Below are 19781 nucleotides of genomic sequence, written 5' to 3'. Positions count from 1 at the left end.
GATACTGTGAAATGAACACGAGATGCCGAGGAGGCAATCATGGAACACCCACTGCACGGAGAATTCGGCCCGCGTGCGCCCCGCCCCCCGTTCGAACGGGGTCGCGGGCACTTCCGCCGCGGCGGCAGGCACGGCTTCGGCCCCGGGCCGGAGTTCGGTCCCGGTTTCGGTCCCGGTCCCGGCGGTTTCGGCCCCGGCTTCGGGCCCGGTTTCGGCCGCGGTCGCGGTCGCGGCGGCCGGGGCAGGCGCGGTGACGTGCGCGCCGCGGTCCTGCTGCTGCTCACCGAGCGGCCCATGCACGGCTACGAGCTGATCCAGCGGATCCGGGAGCGCAGCGAGGACGTCTGGCGTCCGAGCCCCGGCTCGATCTACCCGGCGCTGGCGCAGCTCGAGGACGAGGGGCTGATCGTCATCGAGAAGGTCTCCGGCCGCAAGACCGCGAAGCTCTCCGAGGAGGGCGTGCGCTACGTCGAGGAGCACCGGGACGAGCTCGGCGACCCCTGGGCGGATGTCACCGGCGACGTCGGGCCGCACGCCCGGGATCTGCGTGAGCTGGTCGGCGCGCTCATGGGCGCGGTCGGGCAGGTCGCCGCCGCGGGCACCCCCGCGCAGGCGGCGAAGGCGGCCGACGTCCTCACCGAGGCCCGCCGCGCGCTGTACCGCATCCTCGCCGAGGACGACGAGCCCGGAGCGGCCGAGAGCGAGAAGTGACCTCGCACGCGGGGCCGGACACGGTCGGGTATACCCGGCTCCCGGCCCCGCCTCCGGCACCGGAATTCGGGGCATGACAAAGCGCCGTAGACCGGCGTCCCGGCCGCTGCGCAACGGTGCGGCGACCGCGCGGTAACGAAGGTGTGAAAGCGCACCGTGGAGCCCGCGAAAAGCGCTGGGGGGCGCAAGAATTGTTATATGGAACAACTGTCATGGGTGTGGGGCAGGGGATTGTCACAACTGCGGCGCGGGGCCGCGGTGCTGGCGGTGGCGACGAGCGCGGTGCTCGGCACCGTCGCGGGGGTGCACGGGGCGGCGTCCGCGCAGCCGGGCGATTTCCGGGCGGCCGAGGTGCCCACCGAGCAGGGCCCGCCGCAGCCGGATCACCTGGCCGCGGCCTGGTACCAGAAGCAGCATCCGCGCGTCGTGCCGACCGGCACCAACGACTTCGGCTGCCGGCCGGACGCCGAGCGCCCGCGTCCGGTGATCCTGGCGCACGGCACCGATTCCTCCGCCTACTCGGACTACTCGGCCATCGCGCCCCGGCTCGCCGCCGCCGGCTTCTGCGTCTTCGCGCTGAACTACGGCGGCGCGCCGGGCGCGCTGAGCTACGGCACCGAGGACCTGCCCGCCAGCGGGTGGCAGCTCGCCGCCTTCGTGGACCAGGTGCTCGCCGCCACCGGCGCCGCGCAGGTCGACCTGGTCGGCTTCTCGCAGGGCGCCAATGTGACCCGCTACTACACCAACAAGCTCGGCGGCGCGCCGTACGTCGGGCGCTGGGTGGGGCTGGCCTCACCCAGCTACGGCGGGATCATGTACGGGCTGGTGCCGATCGCCCAGGCGATCCCCGGCGTGCTGCAGGTCTTCGAGCGGGTCACCTCGCTGGCGGCGGTGCAGCAGGCGCAGGGCTCGCCGGTGATGACCGAGCTCAACGCGGGCGGCGACACCGTGCCCGGACCGGAGTACATCACCGTCGGCAGCCGGGTGGACGAGATGATCCAGCCCTTCGCCAATATCGCGCTGCACGGGCCGAACGCGCGCAATATCGCGCTGCAGGACCTCTGCCCGGCCGATCTGACCGGGCACTTCCACATGGTCTACGACCCGTTCGTGCAGGACCTGCTGGTCGGGGTGCTCGATCCGGAGCACGCGCCGGAGCCGGTGTGCGCGCCGGTGCCGCTCGGCACCGGCATTCCGCAGGTGGTGATCGCGGGCAACTCCTGACCGTCCGGGCGGGCTCTCTAGAATGGGACGACCGTTGTCTCGTCTTCCCGGGAGCCCGCCGTGACCGTCCAGCCCGTTCGCCTCTTCGGCGACCCGATCCTGCGCTCGCGGGCCGCCGAGGTGCCGGCCTTCGACGCCGAATTGCGCAGGCTGGTGGACGATCTCACCGACACCATGCACGACGACGGCGGGGTCGGGATGGCGGCGCCGCAGATCGGGGTCGGGCTGCGGGTCTTCGTCTACGACACCGGGGACGCGGCCGGGCACCTGGTGAACCCGAGCTACGAGGTGCTCGGCGCGGAGGAGCAGGTCGGGCCGGAGGGGTGCCTCTCCATCCCCGGCGTGCGCTACGACGTGCGCCGCGCGCTGCGGTTGCGAGCCAGCGGCGTGGACGTCACCGGCGCGCCCGTGACCTTCGAGGCGGACGGGCTGCTCGCCCGGTGCGTGCAGCACGAGACCGATCACCTGGACGGGGTGCTCTTCCTCGACCGGCTGGACCCGGCCGCGCGCAAGGAGGCCATGCGGACCATCCGGGAGTCGGACTGGTTCGGCGCGGGGCTCACGGTGCGGGAATCGCGCGGGCTCGGCACCGGGGGCGGTCGCTGATGCGGGTGCTCTTCGCCGGGACGCCGGAACCCGCCGTTCCGGCGCTGCGCGCGCTGCTCGAGTCGCCGCGGCACACGGTGGCCGGGGTGCTCACCAGGCCCGATGCCGTCGCCGGGCGGGGGCGCAAGGTGAGCAGGTCGCCGGTGGCGCTGCTCGCCGACGAGCACGGGATCCCGGTCTTCACGCCGCGCAAGCCGGGGGAGCCGGAGTTCGTCGAGCAGCTCACCGCCCTGGCACCGGACTGCTGCCCCGTGGTCGCCTACGGTGCGCTGCTGCCGGAGCGGATTCTCGGCATTCCGCCGCACGGCTGGATCAACCTGCACTTCTCGCTGCTGCCGGCGTGGCGCGGGGCGGCGCCGGTGCAGGCCGCCCTGGACGCCGGGGACGAGATCACCGGCGCCTCCACCTTCCGCATCGAGGCCGGGCTCGACACCGGGCCGGTGTTCGGCGTGATCACCGAGAAGATCGAGGTCAGCGACACCGCGGGGACTCTGCTGGAGAAGCTCGCCGTGAGCGGGGCGCATCTGCTCGCCACCACGCTCGACGGGATCGAGGACGGGACCTTGACGGCGGTGCCGCAGAGCTCGGACGGCGTCTCCTACGCGCCCAAGCTCGCGCCCGAGGCGGGGCGGGTGCGCTGGGATCAGCCCGCGCTCAATGTCGGCCGCCGGATCCGCGCCGTCACCCCCGCGCCCGGCGCCTGGACCCTCGTCGACTCGGCCCGGCTGAAGCTCGGGCCCGTCGAGCTCGTCGCGGACGAACTGCCGGTCGGCGCCGTCGATGTGCGCAAGGACGGGGTCTACATCGGCACCGCCACCACCGCCGTTCGCCTCGGCCAGGTGCAGCCGCAGGGGAAGCGCATGATGCCCGCGCTCGACTGGGCGCGCGGGGCGCGGCTCGGCGCCGGGACGGTCGTCGAATGAGCGGCGCCGAGCGTGACCGTTCCGGCGACGAACGTCGCCCGACCGGCGAGTCCCGCCGTAGCGGCAGCACTTCCCGCGGCGCAGCCGCGAACCCCGGCGACCGAGGTGCCGATGACCGCCGCGACGCGAGCAGTCGGCGCGCCCCGGACCGCGACCGGCCGGGCGACGTTCGTCGCCCGAAAGCGGCCTTTGCAGAAGGTGGCGGTGGGCGCCGCCAAGGCGGCGGTCATCGCGGCGCAGCCGCGAATTCCGGCGACGATCGTCGCCGCGACCGGGCCGGTGATCGAGGTGCCGACAACCGGGGCGGGCGCGGGGATGAGCGGCGGTCCGGGGTCCGGGGGAGCGCGAGACGCTCCGGCGGGCCGGAGGACGCTCCGCGTCAGGCGGCCCGAGACCTCCTGCGCGACGTGCGCGAACGCGACGCCTACGCGAACCTCGCGCTCCCGGCGCTGCTCCGCCGCTACCGGCTGACCGGAAGGGACGCCGCCCTCGCGACGGAACTCGCGTACGGCACGAGCCGCGCCCGCGGCCAGCTCGACGCGGTGATCGAGGCGGCGGCGGCCCGCCGGATCGACGAGATCGACGGTGACCTGCTCGACGTCCTCCGGCTCGGCGTCTACCAGCTGCTGCGCACCAGAATCGGCGCGCACGCCGCCGTGGACACCTCGGTGGCCCTGGTCCGCGCCGAACACGGCGCGGGCAAGGCGGGCTTCGTGAACGCGGTGCTGCGCAAGGCCGCGAACCGCACGCTGGCGGAGTGGATCGCGGAGCTGGCCCCGGCCGACCCGGTCGCCCACCTCGCCTTCGAACACGCGCACCCGCGCTGGATCGCCCAGTCCTTCGCTGACGCGCTCGGCGCACGGGCGGGCGAGCTCGCCGCCGCGCTGGCAGCGGACGACGCCCGCCCCGCGGTGCACCTGGTGGCCCGCCCCGGCGACATCACCGCCGAGGAACTCGCCCTCGTCACCGGCGGCACCGAGGGCCGCTGGTCCCCGTACGCCGTCTACCTGGACGAAGGCGGCGACCCCGGCGACCTCGAGCCGATCCGCGCCGGCATGGCCGCGGTGCAGGACGAGGGCAGCCAGCTGGTGGCGCTCGCCCTCACCCGCGCCGAACTCGACGGCCCCGAGACCGGCCGCTGGCTCGACCTGTGCGCGGGCCCCGGCGGCAAGGCGAACCTGCTCGGCTCGCTCGCCGCCATCGACGGCTACACCGTGGACGCGGTCGAGCGCTCCGAGCACCGCGCCGAGCTGGTCCGCCGCGCCACCCACGACCTCCCGGTCCGGGTGCACGTCGCGGACGGCAGGGACAGCGGCCTCGACCCCGGCTACGACCGCATCCTGGTCGACGCCCCGTGCACCGGCCTCGGCGCGCTGCGCCGCCGCCCCGAGGCGCGCTGGCGCCGGCGCCCGGAGGACCTCGCCGAGCTCACCGCCCTGCAGCGCGAACTGCTCACCGCCGCGTACGAGCTGCTGCGCCCCGGCGGCGTGGTGCTGTACTCCACCTGCTCACCGCACCTGGCCGAGACCACAGCCGTGGTCGGCGACGTGGTGCGCCGCACCGGCGCGCTGGAACTGGACACCCCGGCGCTGCTCCCCGGCGTCACCGACACCGGCGACGGCCCGGCCGCCCAGCTCTGGCCGCACCGGCACGGCACCGACGCCATGTTCCTGGCAGCGCTGCGCAAGCCCACCTGACCGCGCGTTCCATTCGTCCAATCCGGCGCGCGCGGCGACCGGGCACACTGAACCGCATGACCTGCACCTGGGAGGACGTCGTCGCGCTCGCCAGCGAGCTGCCCGGCGTCGAGGAGAGCACCTGGTACCGCACCCCGGCGCTGAAGGCGGGCGGCAAGGGCTTCGCGCGGCTGCGCACCGAGGCCGAGGGCGCGGTCATGCTGCGCTGCTCGATGGCGGAGAAGGAGGCGCTGCTCGCCTCCGGCGACCCGGCCTTCTTCAGCACGCCGCACTACGACGGCTACGCGAGCATCCTGGTCGACCTGGCGAAGATCGACCGGGCGCAGCTCGCGGAGCTGGTGGACGGCGCGTGGTGGCAGGCGGCCCCGGCGAAGCTGCGTACAGAGCGCGCGGGGTGACTACTCGCGCGCGGTCTGCTCGCGCAGCCGGGCCAGCGTCTTGGCCAGGATCCGGGAGACGTGCATCTGCGAGATCCCCATCCGCTGTGCGATCTGGGTCTGCGTCATGGACTCGAAGAACCGCATGGTGAGGATGCGCCGCTCGCGCTCCGGCAGCCCGGCCAGCAGCGGCCGGATCGCCACGTACTCCTCGACCCGGTCGAACTGCGACTCCTCCTCGCCGAGCGTGTCCAGCAGCGAGGCCTCGGTGTCCCGGCCCAGCGAGGCGGCGTCGATGGAGCTGGGCTGGTAGGCGTTGCCCGCGATCACCGCCTGGGTGACCTCGTCCGGGTCGACGCCGAGCTCGGCGGCGATCTCCTTGGCGGTGGGGGAGCGGCCGAGCGTCTGCGAGAGCGAGTCGATCGCCGCGCCGATCCGCAGGTGCGTCTCCTTGACCCGGCGCGGCACCCGCATGGCCCAGGTGTTGTCCCGGAAGTAGCGGCGGACCTCGCCCATGATGGTCGGCACCGCGAAGGAGAGGAAGTTGGAGCCGCGGGAGACGTCGAAGCGGTCGACGGCGTGCACCAGCCCGACCCTGGCCACCTGGGTGAGGTCGTCGAAGGGCTCGCCGCGCCCGCTGAACTTGCGCGCGATGTGATCGGCGAGCGGGATGCAGCGGTTGATCAGCTCCGCGCGCACCGTCGCGTGCCGCGCGGTACCGGGCTCGGTCGCCGCCAGGTCGCCGAAGAGCGCGGCGACATCGTCGTAGCCGGGGACCGAGCCCTTGGCGCCGTACTCCTCGACCGCGTCGTCCTCGCCGCCGAGCTCGTCTTCCTCCGGATCGTCCACGGCGGCCTCGCCGGTGGCCGCCGCGGCCGGATCCGGGCCGGGCTGCCGCAGCGTGCCCGGCTCCGGCTCGGCGTCCGCGCCGGACCCGTCACGAGGCTCGAACACGGGCCGCCCGTCCGTCACGCCTTGCCCCGGACCCGACGGAATTCGACCCACGTCGGGTATCCGGAGGCGGTCGCGTCGAACGGACCCTGGTGTGCTTCCACGGAATCGGCGAGGGTGCGCAGCACGTGCCAGCCGAAGCTGCGCTGATCGGGTAGCCCCTCGGTCGCCGCCAGCCCGCTCACGTGCACGAGCAGGTCGGTCTCGCCGACCACGAAGCGGCAGTTGAGGTAGCTGTCGGGCGCCGCGACCTCGATCAGGTTCGAGCACACCTCGTCCACCGCGAGCCGGACGTCGGCCACCTCGTCCAGCGTGAATTCGCTGAGCAGCACCAGTGTTTCGGCGAGCCCGCGCACGATGGGCAGCTGCGAGACCGCGGCTGCCACCCTGATCTCCACCGGGGTGCTGTATATCCCCTTCTCCGCCGAAATGTTGATCACGCCCAGAGGTTACCCACCCGTGGCGCGGCACAACCGCGCGGACCGGCGCGAGGCGCGGCCGATACACTCCGCGCTGTGTCCACTCCGACCTTCTCCCGCCCCGACCGGCCGATGATCGCCCCGTCCATCCTCTCCGCCGATTTCGCCAACCTGGCCGCCGAGACCAGGGCGGTGGCCGGTGCGGACTGGCTGCACGTGGACGTGATGGACGCGCACTTCGTGCCGAACCTGACGCTCGGCCTGCCGATCGTGCAGAGCCTGCTCAAGGCCACCGACATCCCGCTCGACTGCCACCTGATGATCGAGGATCCGGGCCGCTGGGCGCCGCCGTACGCGGAGGCGGGGGCGCACAACGTCACCTTCCACGCCGAGGCCACCGACGACCCGGTCGCCGTCGCCAGGGATATCCGCGCGGCGGGCGCCAAGGCCGGGCTCTCGGTCAAGCCGGGCACCCCGATCGAGCCGTACCTGGAGATCCTGCGCGATTTCGACACGCTGCTGGTGATGAGCGTCGAGCCCGGCTTCGGCGGCCAGTCCTTCATCCCCGAGGTGCTGGCGAAGGCGAAGGCGGTGCGCCGCCTGGTCGACTCCGGCGAGCTGCGGCTGCTGGTGGAGATCGACGGCGGCATCAACGCCGACACCATCGAGGCCGCCGCCGAGGCGGGCGTGGACTGCTTCGTCGCCGGCTCGGCGGTCTACGGCACTGCGGACCCGGCGGCCACCGTCGCCGCGCTGCGCGCCCGCGCGGCCGAGGCGGCTGCCGCCACCGCGAGCTGAACGGCGGGAATGCGTACCCCGGTGCGGGGTGTTCGCACCGGTAGACCCGGAGGGAGACATATGTTCACAGGGATCGTGGAGGAGCTCGGCGAGATCGTCGCGGTCGAGCGGCTCAGCGACGCCGCCCGGCTGACCATCCGCGGCAAGCTGGTGACCTCGGACGCCGCGCACGGCGATTCGATCGCGGTGAACGGCGTCTGCCTGACCGTCGTCGACGACGTGGTGGCGGGCGACTCCTTCACCGTGGACGTGATGGCCGAGACGCTGAACCGCTCCAGCATCGGCGCGCTCGGCATCGGCTCCCGGGTGAACCTGGAGCGCGCCGCCGCGCTGAACAGCAGGCTCGGCGGGCACCTGGTGCAGGGCCACGTGGACGGCACCGGCACCGTGCTCGCCCGCACCCCGTCGGAGAACTGGGAGGTCGTGCGGGTCTCGCTGCCCGCCGAGATCGCCAAGTACGTGGTCGAGAAGGGGTCGATCACCGTCGACGGCACCTCGCTCACCGTCTCCGGGCTCGGCGGCTCGGCCGCCGAGGGCGACTGGTTCGAGGTCTCGCTCATTCCCACCACGCTCGCGCTCACCACGCTCGGCACCGCGCCGGCGGGGACCACCGTGAACCTCGAGGTGGACGTCATCGCCAAGTACGTGGAGCGGTTGCAGCAGCGCGGCTGAGCGGGCGGCGCGGAACGCCTCCCCGCGCAGGCCGTAGTGTGGTGAGGCAACGAGCCCCGCGGGGCGAACACGATGGAGCGCAAAGACGTGACCAGGTTCGATACTATCGAGCGCGCCGTCGCCGACATGGCGGCCGGTAAGGCCGTCGTCGTGGTCGACGACGAGGACCGCGAGAACGAGGGCGACCTCATCTTCGCCGCGGAGAAGGCGACGCCCGAGCTGGTGGCGTTCATGATCCGCTACACCTCCGGCTATATCTGCGTCCCGCTCACCGGCGAGGACTGCGACCGGCTCGGGCTGCCGCCGATGTACGCGATGAACCAGGACAAGCACGGCACCGCGTACACCGTCTCGGTGGACGCCCGCGAGGGCATCACCACCGGCATCTCCGGCGCCGACCGGGCCACCACCATCCGGCTGCTCGCCGACCCGAACGCCAAGGCCGACGACCTGACCAGGCCCGGCCACGTGGTCCCGCTGCGCGCCAAGGAGGGCGGCGTGCTGCGCCGCCCCGGCCACACCGAGGCCGCGGTCGACCTGGCCCGGATGGCCGGGCTCCGCCCCGCCGGCGTGATCTGCGAGATCGTCAGCCAGAAGGACGAGGGCCACATGGCCCGCACCGAGGAGCTGCGGGTCTTCGCCGACGACCACGACCTCGCGCTGATCTCCATCGCCGAGATGATCGCCTGGCGGCGGCGGCACGAGCAGCAGGTCATCCGGGTGGCGGAGGCGCGCATCCCGACCGCGCACGGACCGTTCCAGGCGGTCGGCTACCAGAGCATCTACGACGAGGTCGAGCACGTCGCGCTGGTCCGCGGCGAGGTCGGCGACGGCGACGACGTGCTGGTGCGGGTGCACTCGGAGTGCCTCACCGGCGACGTCTTCGGCTCGCTGCGCTGCGACTGCGGCCCGCAGCTCGACGCCGCGCTGGAGATCGTCGCCGCCGAGGGCCGCGGCGTCGTGCTCTACATGCGCGGCCACGAGGGCCGCGGCATCGGCCTCATGCACAAGCTGCAGGCCTACCAGCTGCAGGATTCCGGCCGCGACACGGTCGACGCCAATATCGAACTCGGGCTGCCCGCCGACGCCCGCGACTACGGCATCGGCGCGCAGATCCTGGTCGACCTCGGAGTGCGCTCCATGCGGCTGCTCACCAACAACCCGGCCAAGCGGGTCGGGCTGGACGGCTACGGCCTGACCGTGAGCGAGCGGGTGCCGATGCCGGTGCGCCCGAACGCCGAGAACCTGCGGTACCTGCGCACCAAGCGCGACCGCATGGGCCACGATCTGGTCGGGCTGGACGACCTGGATCTCGGCGAGACCGCGCAGTAGGAAGGACCCCCGCATGAGTGGCTCCGGCGTTCCGAGCTTCGAGCTGTCCGACTCCGCCGACCTCCGGCTCGGCATCGTGGCCTCGCGCTGGCACACGACCATCTGCGACACCCTGGTGGCGAATGCCGAGCGGGTGGCGAAGGAGGCCGGGGTGCGGCAGGTGACCGTGGTCCGCTGCGCCGGCGCGATGGAGCTGCCGGTGGTGGCGCAGGAGCTGGCCCGCACGCACGACGCGGTGGTCGCGCTCGGCGTGGTCATCCGCGGCGGCACCCCGCACTTCGAGTACGTCTGCGACGCGGTGACCGCCGGGCTCACCCGGGTCTCGCTGGACGCGGGCACCCCGGTGGCCAATGGCGTGCTCACCACGAATACCGAGGAGCAGGCGCTGGACCGCGCCGGGCTGCCCGGCTCCGCGGAGAACAAGGGCGAGCAGGCGGCGGCCGCCGCGCTCGACGCCGCGCTCACCCTGCGCACGCTGCGCGGATCGGCGTAACCGTGCCGGTGGTTCGCATCCGTCGCCGGGCCGCGGCGGCGCCCGAGCCGGACTGGGATCTCGAGGTGCGGCCGCGCAAGGCGGTGCGCACCGCGCGGATCGTGGCGGTGGTGCTGCTGATCCTGTTCGTGATCGCGGGTACCGGCATGCGCAATGCCTTCACCGGGGTGAACTTCCGGGTGATCGATCAGATCGCCATGTACGCCATCGGGGTGCTCGCCGCGCTCACCACGCTGCTGCTCACCCGGCCGCGGGTGCGGGTCGGGCCGCGCGGCGTGGCCGTGCGGAACGTGCTCGGCGACCACCTCTTCGGCTGGGAGCACGTCCGCGGCGTCTCCTTCCCGGACCGCAAGGCCTGGGCCCGCCTCGAACTCGAGCACGACGAGTACGTGCCCATGCTCGCGGTGCGGGCCAACGACGGGCAGCGCGCGGTCGACGCGCTGGACCGCATCCGCGAACTCGGCGCCAAGTACACCGCCGCCTGATCAGCGGGTGTCGCCGAGCACCACACCTTCGCGGCGCGGATCGGCGCCACCGGCCAGCCCGCCACCCTCCACGACGATGGCGCTGAGCCCGCTGGTCTGCGGCGCTACCGACACCTGGTGCCCGAGTTCGCGCAGCCGGAGCACCAGCGGGTCGCGGTTGCCGTCGTCGGTGGCGTCGATCGCCGGATGCTCGCCGCCCACTCCGGTGCTCGGGGTATTGCCCGCCCCGAAGGAGACCGCGGAGACCGCCTGCTGCGGCTCCAGGCCCCAGTCCAGCAGCCCGACCAGCGTCTTCACCACGAACTGGATGATCACCGAGCCGCCGGGCGAGCCGGTGACCAGCTGCAGGTCGCCGAGCGCCCCCGCCGCGCCCGGCGCGAAGACCAGGGTCGGGCTCATGGAGCTGCGCGGCCGCTTGCCCGGCTGCAGCCGGTTCGCCACCGGGGCGCCGTCGGTGCCGAGCGGGTCGGCGGCGAAGTCGGTGAGCTGGTTGTTCAGCAGGTAGCCGTCGACCATGTGGAACGAGCCGAAGGCCGACTCCACCGTCGTGGTCATGGCGGCGGCATTGCCGTCGCGGTCCACCACCGAGATGTGGCTGGTGCCGTGCTCGGGCGGCTGCGGGCCGCTGCCCACCGGCACCGGGCCGAAGTCGCCGGGCTGCGCGGTGCCCATGCTGCGCCCCGGATCGATCAGCGCGGCACGCTGCTTCAGATACTCCGGGTTCAGCAGCGCCTGCGGCGAATTGCCTGGCAGTGGAACGAAGTCGGTGTCGGCCACGTACTTGTTGCGGTCGGCGTAGGCGAGCCGCTCGGCCTCCGAGATCAGGTGCACCGCCTCGGCGCGCGGCTTGCCTCCGTTCGCGTCGCGGTGCTCCGGGCCGAGCGCCGCGAGGTCGAAGTTCGCCAGGATGCCGAGCGTGGCCGCCACCGCGATCCCGCCCGACGACGGCGCCGGCATGCCGCAGAGCCGGTGCCCGCGGTAGTCGGTGCAGAGCGGGTCGCGCTCGACCGCCCGGTAGTTCGCCAGGTCCTCGGTGCTGATCAGGCTCGGGGTGCGGCCGCCGGAGCCCGCGCGCGCCGCGTCGACCAGGTTCGCCGCCAGCGCGCCGGTGTAGAAGGCGTCGGCGCCGTCGGTGGCGACGGTGTTCAGCGTCTTGCTGTAGGCGGGGTTGGTGAGCACCGTTCCAGCGCGCTTCGGCGTGCCGTCCGGCTCCAGGAAGTAGCCGCGGGCGTTCGCGTCCCGCGCCAGCTGCGGCGCCGACTCGGCGATCTGCCCGGCCAGCCGGGCGCTGATCGGGAAGCCGCTGTCCGCCAGCGTGATCGCCGGGCCGAAGAGCTCCCGCCAGCCGGTGCTGCCGTGCGCGGCGTGCACCTGATCGAGCATGCGCAGCACGCCGGGGACGCCGATCGAGCGGCCGCTGGCCCTGGTGTCCGGCGCGGGCTCGGTGCGCTCGGTGTCGCTGACCCAGCGCAGGTAGTTCTCGGTGGCGGCCGCGGGCGCCGTCTCCCTGCCGTCGTAGGCGCGCAGGCTGTTGCTCGCCCTGTCGTAGTAGAGCAGGAAGGCGCCGCCGCCGATGCCGGAGGCCTGCGGCTCCACCAGCCCGAGCACCGCCTGCGCCGCCACCAGGGCGTCGGCCGCGGTGCCGCCGTCGCGCAGCACCTCGCAGGCCGCCTCGGTGGCGACCGGGTTGGCGGTCGAGACGGCATAGGTCGCGGTCCGCACCGTGCTCATGCCGGAGCGGTAGCCGCTCGCGATCTCCGGGTTGGTGGCGATATCGCCGCCCCCCGTCGGCCCGGCCGCCGTCACCGGCGTCCCGTTCGGCCCCGCCACGCAGCTGCCGCCCGTGGCCTCCCCATCGGACGAACACCCGGCGGCCAGCCCCACCGTCAGCAGCAGCGCCGCCGTGGCGCCGGACCAGCTTCCCCACACGCGCCTCATGCCGGAACTGTAACGCCGGAGCGGGTGCCCCCGCGGGCATCTTCCCGGTATCGGGAGGGCCGCGGGGAGGGCGCGGGCGCATTCTGCGGTCGGTAGCCTCGGACGGGTGGCGATCGAGGCGGTGATGATCGACTTCTCCGGCACGCTGTTCCGGCTGGAGGAGGACGAGTCCTGGTACGCGGACCTGGTGCACCCGGGCGGTGCGCCGTTCGACGTGCACGAGACGGCGGAGATCATGCGCCGGATGACGGCGCCGGTGGGCCGCACGGTCGAGCTGGACGCGGCGGGCGCACACGCCTGGGCGCACCGCGACCTGGATCCGGCGCTGCACCGCGCGGCCTACCTGACGGTGCTGCTGGCCAGCGGTGTCCCCGACACCGAGCAGGCCACCCGGCTCTACGAGCGGCTCATCGACCCGGCCGAGTGGCAGCCGTACCCCGACACCGGCGCCGCGCTCGAGCTACTCGCCGCCCACGACATTCCGGTCGCGGTGGTCAGCAATATCGCCTTCGACCTGCGCCCGGCCTTCGCCGCGCGGGGCTGGGACCGGCTGGTGCGCGCCTTCACGCTCTCCTACGAGGTGGGCGCGGTGAAGCCGGAGCCGGGCATCTTCGAGGCGGCGCTGCGGGCGCTCGGCGCGGCCCCGGAGCGCACGCTCATGATCGGCGACAGCGCCGAGGCGGACGGCGGCGCCACCGCGCTCGGCTGCGCCTTCGCCGAGGTGCCGCCGCTGCCGACCGCCGAGCGGCCCGCGGCGCTGCTGGCCGCGCTCGCCGCGCACGGAGTGCGGCAGCCCTGAGCGGCGCTCGGCCTGTCGGAGGCCGTGGATAGGCTGGGTCCGTGGCAGATCCCGCGACGTACCGGCCCGCGCCGGGCACCATTCCGGTGGAACCCGGCGTCTACAAGTTCCGTGACGTCCACGGCCGGGTCGTCTACGTCGGCAAGGCCAAGAGCCTGCGCTCCCGGCTGAACTCGTACTTCGCCGATATCGCCTCGCTGCACCCCCGGACCAGGCAGATGGTCACCACCGCCGCGAGCGTGGAGTGGACCGTCGTCTCCACCGAGGTGGAGGCGCTGCAGCTGGAGTACAACTGGATCAAGGAGTTCGACCCGCGCTTCAATGTCCGGTATCGGGACGACAAGTCCTACCCGGTGCTCGCGGTGACGCTGAACGAGGAGTTCCCCCGGCTCTTCGTCTACCGCGGCGCGCGGCGCAGGGGCGTCCGCTACTTCGGCCCGTACGCGCACGCCTGGGCCATCCGGGAAACGCTCGACCTGCTGCTCCGGGTCTTCCCGGCGCGCACCTGCTCGAACGGGGTCTTCAAGCGGCACAACCAGATCGGCAGGCCGTGTCTGCTCGGCTACATCGACAAGTGCTCGGCGCCGTGCGTCGGCCGGGTCACCCCGGGCCAGCACCGCGACATCGTCGACGACTTCTGCGACTTCCTGGCCGGCCGCACCGACAAGATGGTCAAGCAGCTGGAGCGCCGCATGCACGACGCCTCCGACGACCTGGATTTCGAACTGGCCGCCCGGCTCCGCGACGACGTGCGGGCGCTGCGCCGGGCCATGGAGAAGCAGGCGGTGGTGCTCGGCACCGGCACCGACGCGGATGTGATCGCCTTCGCCACCGACGAACTCGAGGTCGCGGTGCAGATCTTCCACGTCCGCGACGGCCGGGTGCGCGGCCAGCGCGGCTGGGTGGTGGACAAGTCCGGCGACGCGGTGGACGTCGCGGACGCCGGCGGCGAGCTGGCCGCCCTGGTCGAGCAGTTCCTCACCCAGTTCTACGGCGAGGAGGCCGCCGTCGCCGGGCAGACCCCGGACGGGCAGTCCGGCTCCGCGGTGCCGCGCGAGGTGCTCGTCCCCGAGCTCCCCACCGACGTGGACGAGGTGCAGGAGTGGCTCGGGAGGCTGCGCGGCGCCGCCGTGCGGGTCCGGGTGCCGCAGCGCGGCGACAAGAAGGCGCTGGCCGAGACGGTGCAGCGGAACGCCGCCGAGGCGCTGGCCCAGCACAAGCTCAAGCGCGCGGGCGACCTCACCTCGCGCTCGGCCGCGCTGCAGGACATCCAGGACGCGCTGGAGCTGGACTCCGCGCCGCTGCGCATCGAGTGCGTCGACATCAGCCACGTGCAGGGCACCGACGTGGTGGCCTCGCTGGTGGTGTTCGAGGACGGGCTGGCGCGCAAGTCCGAGTACCGGCACTTCGCCATCAAGGAGGCGGCCGGCGAGGGCCGCTCCGACGATGTCGGCAGTATCGCCGAGGTCACCCGCCGCCGCTTCTACCGGCTGCGCAAGGACCGCGAGGAGGCCGCCGCCGAGCTGGACGGCGAGCCGGTGCCGGACGCCGACGCGCCGGAGGCCCCCGGCTCGGGGACCTTCGACCGGAACGGCCTGCCCGCCGACGAGACGCCCACCTCGCGGCCCGGGATCGACCCGAACACCGGCAAGCCGCGCCGCTTCGCCTACCCGCCGAACCTGTACGTGGTCGACGGCGGCGCCCCGCAGGTGGCGGCCGCCGCCGAGGTGCTCGACGACATGGGCATCACCGACGTGGCGGTGATCGGGCTGGCCAAGCGGCTGGAGGAGGTCTGGGTGCCGGGCGAGCCGGACCCGGTGATCCTGCCGCGCAACAGCGAGGCGCTGTTCCTGCTGCAGCGGGTGCGTGACGAGGCCCACCGCTTCGCCATCACCTTCCACCGGAGCAAGCGCTCCCGGCGGATGACGGCCTCGGCGCTGGACTCCGTGCGCGGCCTCGGCGATGCCAGGCGCACCGCGCTGGTCACCCATTTCGGCTCGGTGGCCAAGCTCAGGGAGGCGACGGTGGAGCAGATCACCGAGGTCCCCGGGATCGGCGTCGCGACCGCCAAGGCGGTGCTCGCGGTGCTCAACGAGCAGGACGCGCCGTGACGGCCGTGCGCGGCGGGGGGAATGCGTGCCCGCTTTCGCGTACGTTGTCCCTGTGCCCCTGGCCGGCTGCGGCCCGGGCGGATCGGAGAGGCCAAGCGAACCCGACCTCCTGCAGGTCGCGTCGGACACGAACCGGTAGGACATGACACGCGTCGACAACACCAATGCCGAGAACCCGGCGCCGGAGCGCGGCTCCGGCGCCACCCGTCCGCAGGTCGAGGTCGTGGTCGTGACCGGGCTCTCCGGCGCGGGCCGCGGCACCGCGGCCCGGGTGCTGGAGGACCTGGGGTGGTACGTCACCGACAACCTGCCGCCCGAGCTGATCGGCCGCATGGTGGAGCTCGGCGCCTCCGCCGAGCCGCCGATCCGCAAGCTGGCGCTGGTGATGGATGTGCGCAGCCGGTTCTTCACCGGTGACCTCGGCGTCGTCACCGAGCCGCTGCACGCGCTCGGCGTGCCGACCGGCGTGCTGTTCCTGGAGGCCTCGGACGACGTGCTGATCCGCCGCTTCGGCTTCGCCCGGCGCAGGCACCCGCTGCAGAGCGAGAGCGCCGACGGCACGCTCTCGGCCGGGATCGCCGCCGAGCGGGTCCGGCTGGCCGCCGTGCGCGACGCCGCCGACCTGGTCATCGACACCACCGAGCTCTCCATCCACCAGCTGCACCGCAAGCTGGAGGAGGCCTACGGCGGCGGCACCCCGGCGGCGCTGCAGCTCACCGTGCAGTCCTTCGGCTTCAAACACGGCGTCCCGCTCGACGCCGACATGGTGCTCGACGTGCGCTTCCTGCCCAATCCGCACTGGATTCCGGAGCTGCGCGAGCACACCGGCCAGGAGCCGATGGTGCGCGACTACGTGCTCGGGCGGCCGGGCGCGGACGACTACCTGCGCACCGGTCACCACTTGGTGAACCTGACCGCGAACGGCTACCGCCAGGAGGGGAAGCGATACATGACCGTCGCAGTCGGCTGCACCGGAGGCAGGCATCGGAGCGTGGCGATCGCGGAGGCGCTGGCCGCGCTGACCAGCAGCGCGGAGGAGTCCGGCGCGGTCGACACCGTGCGCGTCGTGCACCGGGATCTGGGGCGCGAGTGACGGCGGGCGGCGATGCCGGTGGCACACCCGCCCCCGGCGACCTCGCGGTGGCGGCGCTCGGCGGCGGGCACGGCCTGTTCGCGACGCTCTCCGCGGTGCGCAGGCTGACCGACCGGGTGACCGCGGTGGTCACCGTCGCCGACGACGGCGGCTCGTCCGGCCGGCTGCGCTCCGAGCTCGGCATGCTGCCCCCCGGCGATCTGCGGATGGCGCTGGCCGCGCTCGCCGCCGAGGCGGGCGGCTCGCTGACCAGGGTGGTGCAGCACCGCTTCGGCGGCACCGGCGCGCTCGCCGGGCACTCGGTCGGCAACCTGATCCTGGCCGGGCTCACCGAGGTGCTCGGCGACCCGGTGGCCGCGCTGGACGAGCTGGCCCGGCTGCTCGGCGTCGTCGGCCGGGTGCTGCCGATGGCGCCGATCGCGCTCGACATCGAGGCCGACGTCTCCGGCCTGGAGGCCGACCCGCGGGTCAGCCGCTGCATCCGCGGCCAGGTCGCGGTGGCCACCACCCCGGGCACGGTGCGCCGGGTGCGGCTCATCCCCTCCGACCCGCCCGCCGCGCCCGCCGCCGTCTCGGCCATCGAGCACGCCGACGTGGTGGTGCTCGGGCCCGGCTCCTGGTTCACCAGCGTCATCCCGCACGTGCTGGTCCCGCAGCTGCACGAGGCGCTGCTGCACACCAGGGCGCGCAAGGTGCTCGTGCTCAACCTCGCCGCCGAGCCGGGGGAGACGGCGGGCTTCTCCGCCGAGCGCCACCTGCACGTATTGTCGCAGCACGCACCGGATTTCGGGGTCGACGACGTGCTCGTGGACTCCGGCTCGGTGCCGGAGGGGCGCGAGCGCGAACACCTGGCCAGGGCCGCCGGGCAATTGCGCGCCCGGGTAACCTTCTCCGATGTCGCCGAGGCGGGGACCGACCGGCATCACCCCGGAAAGCTCGCCGCCGCACTGGATCAGCTGATCCGGCAACCTCGGCCGCAACTGGCAGAGCTTCGAGTCGAGGGACGGCACATGGGCGCGGATGTGCGGCCCGGGTTGGGTGGAAAGGAGCGCGTCTCGTGGCGATGACAGCCGAGGTGAAGGACGAGCTGAGCCGGCTCAGCGTGGCGCAGGTGAGCGCCAGGAAGGCAGAGCTCTCGGCGCTGCTCCGGTTCGCGGGCGGGCTGCACATCGTCGGTGGCCGGGTGATCGTCGAGGCCGAGGTCGACATGGGGTCGATCGCGCGCAGGCTGCGCCGGGAGATCTTCGAGCTCTACGGCTACGGCTCCGATGTGCACGTGCTCGGCGCGGGCGGGCTCCGCAAGACCAGCCGCTACGTGGTCCGGGTCTCCAAGGAGGGCGAGGCGCTGGCCAGGCAGACCGGGCTGCTCGACGTGCGCGGCCGCCCGGTGCGCGGGCTGCCCGCGCAGGTCGTCGGCGGCAGCATCGGGGACGCGGAGGCCGCCTGGCGCGGCGCGTTCCTGGCGCACGGCTCGCTCACCGAGCCCGGGCGCTCCTCGGCGCTCGAGGTGAGCTGCCCCGGCCCGGAGGCGGCGCTGGCGCTGGTCGGCGCGGCCCGGCGGCTCGGCATCGCGGCCAAGGCCCGCGAGGTGCGCGGCACCGACCGGGTGGTGGTGCGCGACGGCGAGGCGATCGGCGCGCTGCTCACCAGGATGGGCGCCCAGGACACCAGGCTCACCTGGGAGGAGCGCCGGATGCGGCGCGAGGTGCGGGCCACCGCCAACCGGCTGGCCAACTTCGACGACGCCAACCTGCGCCGCTCGGCGCGCGCCGCGGTGGCCGCGGCCGCCAGGGTGGAGCGGGCGCTCGAGATCCTCGCCGACGAGGTGCCCGACCATCTCGCCGCCGCGGGCAAGCTGCGGGTGCAGCACCGCCAGGCCTCGCTGGAGGAGCTCGGTCAGCTCGCCGAGCCGCCGATGACCAAGGACGCGGTGGCGGGCCGGATCCGGCGGCTGCTCTCGATGGCGGACCGCCGGGCCAAGGAACTGGGCATCCCGGACACCGAGTCGGCGGTGACCGCCGAACTGCTGGACGACGCCTGACCGGCGGCAGGTGCATGTCGGTGAGGTCACGGCCTGCTACTAGGGTGAGTAGGGCATCGGAGTATCCGCCTGAAAGCTGAGGAGCGATAACGTGACTGTCCGGGTAGGCATCAACGGCTTCGGCCGTATCGGACGTAACTTCTTCCGTGCGGTGGAGGCGCAGAAGGCGCTGGGTACCACCGACATCGAGATCGTCGCGGTCAACGACCTCACCGACAATGCGACCCTGGCCACGCTGCTGAAGTACGACTCGATCCTCGGCCGGCTGCCGAAGGACGTGTCGCTCGACGGCGAGGACACCATCGTCGTCGGGGACCAGCGGATCAAGGCCCTCGCGATCAAGGAGGGCCCGTCGGCCCTGCCGTGGGGCGACCTCGGCGTGGACGTGGTGGTCGAGTCCACCGGCATCTTCACCGACGCCACCAAGGCCAAGGGCCACCTGGCCGCGGGCGCCAAGAAGGTCATCATCTCGGCCCCGGCCAAGGGCGAGGACATCACCATCGTGCTCGGCGTCAACGACGACAAGTACGACGGCAGCCAGAACATCATCTCGAACGCCTCCTGCACCACCAACTGCCTCGGCCCGCTGGCCAAGGTGCTGCACGACGAGTTCGGCATCGTCAAGGGGCTGATGACGACCATCCACGCCTACACCCAGGACCAGAACCTGCAGGACGCGCCGCACGCCGACCTGCGCCGTGCCCGCGCCGCCGCGCTGAACATCGTGCCCACCGGCACCGGCGCCGCGAAGGCCATCGGCCTGGTGCTGCCCGAGCTGCAGGGCAAGCTGGACGGCTACGCGCTGCGCGTCCCGGTCCCGACCGGCTCGGTCACCGACCTGACCGCGCAGCTGGCCAAGCCCGCCTCGGTGGACGAGGTCAACGCCGCGCTGAAGGAAGCCGCCGAGGGCCGCCTGAAGGGCATCCTGAAGTACAACACCGACCCGATCGTCTCCAGCGACATCGTCACCGACCCGCACTCCTCGATCTTCGACGCGCCGCTCACCAAGGCGATCGACGACCAGATCAAGGTCGTCTCCTGGTACGACAACGAGTGGGGCTACTCCAACCGCCTGGCCGACCTCATCGGCCTCGTCGGCAAGTCGCTCTGA

Annotated in this window: 19 protein-coding genes and 1 pseudogene; 17 read left to right on the top strand and 3 right to left on the bottom strand. The window is 73.2% G+C overall.

Features of this window, described 5'->3' with window-relative positions; all coding sequences use genetic code 11:
• The first annotated feature begins 39 nt into the window (after positions 1 to 39).
• The 6 genes and pseudogenes from AB0H71_RS22915 (at position 40) to AB0H71_RS22890 (ending at position 5559) form a co-directional block, all read left to right on the top strand.
• Positions 40 to 711: a PadR family transcriptional regulator gene (locus AB0H71_RS22915; RefSeq protein ID WP_357024327.1), complete on the top strand. Its 672-nt coding sequence runs from the start codon at positions 40 to 42 to the stop codon at positions 709 to 711.
• A 198-nt stretch (positions 712 to 909) separates the two neighbouring features.
• Positions 910 to 1935: an alpha/beta fold hydrolase gene (locus AB0H71_RS22910; RefSeq protein WP_357024324.1), complete on the top strand. Its 1026-nt coding sequence runs from the start codon at positions 910 to 912 to the stop codon at positions 1933 to 1935.
• Between the two features lie 60 nt (positions 1936 to 1995).
• Positions 1996 to 2541: a peptide deformylase gene (def, locus tag AB0H71_RS22905; protein WP_357024321.1), complete on the top strand. Its 546-nt coding sequence runs from the start codon at positions 1996 to 1998 to the stop codon at positions 2539 to 2541.
• Entirely contained in the window at positions 2541 to 3464 is a 924-nt protein-coding gene (gene fmt, locus AB0H71_RS22900) for a methionyl-tRNA formyltransferase (RefSeq protein WP_357024318.1), read from the top strand. Before def ends, fmt begins: the two co-directional genes overlap by 1 nt.
• Before the next feature lie 368 nt (positions 3465 to 3832).
• Positions 3833 to 5161, top strand: a pseudogene (locus AB0H71_RS22895) (transcription antitermination factor NusB); the annotation flags it as partial.
• A gap of 56 nt (positions 5162 to 5217) precedes the next feature.
• Positions 5218 to 5559, top strand: coding sequence for an MmcQ/YjbR family DNA-binding protein (locus AB0H71_RS22890; RefSeq protein WP_357024315.1), 342 nt, complete (start codon positions 5218 to 5220; stop codon positions 5557 to 5559).
• Here AB0H71_RS22890 and AB0H71_RS22885 read toward each other — a convergent pair whose 3' ends face one another.
• Together AB0H71_RS22885 and AB0H71_RS22880 are read right to left on the bottom strand one after the other, a co-directional pair.
• Entirely contained in the window at positions 5560 to 6492 is a 933-nt protein-coding gene (locus AB0H71_RS22885) for an RNA polymerase sigma factor SigF (protein WP_357024312.1), read from the bottom strand. It lies immediately after the preceding gene.
• A 14-nt stretch (positions 6493 to 6506) separates the two neighbouring features.
• Positions 6507 to 6929: an ATP-binding protein gene (locus tag AB0H71_RS22880; protein ID WP_067657030.1), complete on the bottom strand. Its 423-nt coding sequence runs from the start codon at positions 6927 to 6929 to the stop codon at positions 6507 to 6509.
• A 111-nt stretch (positions 6930 to 7040) separates the two neighbouring features.
• Between AB0H71_RS22880 and rpe the strand changes: the two genes are divergently transcribed.
• The 5 genes from rpe to AB0H71_RS22855 all read left to right on the top strand — a co-directional run bounded on the left by rpe (position 7041) and on the right by AB0H71_RS22855 (position 10688).
• Complete coding sequence (gene rpe, locus AB0H71_RS22875; RefSeq protein WP_357024557.1) at positions 7041 to 7706, top strand: ribulose-phosphate 3-epimerase; 666 nt, start codon at positions 7041 to 7043, stop codon at positions 7704 to 7706.
• Between the two features lie 60 nt (positions 7707 to 7766).
• Positions 7767 to 8378, top strand: a complete 612-nt coding sequence (locus tag AB0H71_RS22870; RefSeq protein WP_357024309.1) for a riboflavin synthase — start codon at positions 7767 to 7769, stop codon at positions 8376 to 8378.
• An 87-nt stretch (positions 8379 to 8465) separates the two neighbouring features.
• Entirely contained in the window at positions 8466 to 9710 is a 1245-nt protein-coding gene (locus tag AB0H71_RS22865; protein WP_357024306.1) for a bifunctional 3,4-dihydroxy-2-butanone-4-phosphate synthase/GTP cyclohydrolase II, read from the top strand.
• Positions 9711 to 9723: 13 nt separating this feature from the next.
• Complete coding sequence (gene ribH, locus AB0H71_RS22860; protein ID WP_357024303.1) at positions 9724 to 10203, top strand: 6,7-dimethyl-8-ribityllumazine synthase; 480 nt, start codon at positions 9724 to 9726, stop codon at positions 10201 to 10203.
• Positions 10204 to 10205: 2 nt separating this feature from the next.
• Entirely contained in the window at positions 10206 to 10688 is a 483-nt protein-coding gene (locus tag AB0H71_RS22855) for a PH domain-containing protein (RefSeq protein ID WP_357024301.1), read from the top strand.
• Here the strand turns inward: AB0H71_RS22855 and ggt are convergent, their stop codons facing one another.
• Positions 10689 to 12626, bottom strand: a complete 1938-nt coding sequence (ggt, locus tag AB0H71_RS22850) for a gamma-glutamyltransferase (protein WP_357024298.1) — start codon at positions 12624 to 12626, stop codon at positions 10689 to 10691. It abuts the gene before it with no gap.
• 124 nt (positions 12627 to 12750) lie between these two features.
• Here ggt and AB0H71_RS22845 point away from each other — a divergent pair, with 124 nt between their 5' ends.
• From AB0H71_RS22845 to gap, 6 genes are all read left to right on the top strand, one after another.
• Complete coding sequence (locus AB0H71_RS22845; protein WP_357024554.1) at positions 12751 to 13425, top strand: HAD-IA family hydrolase; 675 nt, start codon at positions 12751 to 12753, stop codon at positions 13423 to 13425.
• A 41-nt stretch (positions 13426 to 13466) separates the two neighbouring features.
• Positions 13467 to 15536 carry an excinuclease ABC subunit UvrC gene (gene uvrC / locus AB0H71_RS22840; protein WP_357024295.1) on the top strand — a complete coding sequence of 690 codons (2070 nt, stop codon included), beginning with the start codon at positions 13467 to 13469 and terminating at the stop codon, positions 15534 to 15536.
• A gap of 142 nt (positions 15537 to 15678) precedes the next feature.
• The gene (gene rapZ, locus AB0H71_RS22835) at positions 15679 to 16629 is read left to right on the top strand and encodes an RNase adapter RapZ (RefSeq protein ID WP_357024292.1); all 951 of its coding nucleotides are present in this window, start codon (positions 15679 to 15681) and stop codon (positions 16627 to 16629) included.
• On the top strand, positions 16626 to 17696 hold the full coding sequence (gene yvcK, locus AB0H71_RS22830) for a uridine diphosphate-N-acetylglucosamine-binding protein YvcK (protein WP_357024289.1): 1071 nt from the start codon (positions 16626 to 16628) through the stop codon (positions 17694 to 17696). Before rapZ ends, yvcK begins: the two co-directional genes overlap by 4 nt.
• A complete protein-coding gene (gene whiA / locus AB0H71_RS22825) occupies positions 17687 to 18670 on the top strand; it encodes a DNA-binding protein WhiA (protein WP_357024286.1) in 984 nt (327 codons plus the stop codon). Before yvcK ends, whiA begins: the two co-directional genes overlap by 10 nt.
• Before the next feature lie 91 nt (positions 18671 to 18761).
• Positions 18762 to 19781: a type I glyceraldehyde-3-phosphate dehydrogenase gene (gap, locus tag AB0H71_RS22820; RefSeq protein WP_357024282.1), complete on the top strand. Its 1020-nt coding sequence runs from the start codon at positions 18762 to 18764 to the stop codon at positions 19779 to 19781.

Origin of the sequence: Nocardia sp. NPDC050697 (genome assembly GCF_040654395.1) — a bacterium.
GTDB lineage: Bacteria > Actinomycetota > Actinomycetes > Mycobacteriales > Mycobacteriaceae > Nocardia.
The sequence above is the reverse complement of the archived record's forward strand: the minus strand, read 5'-3'. Positions and strand labels throughout refer to the sequence as shown.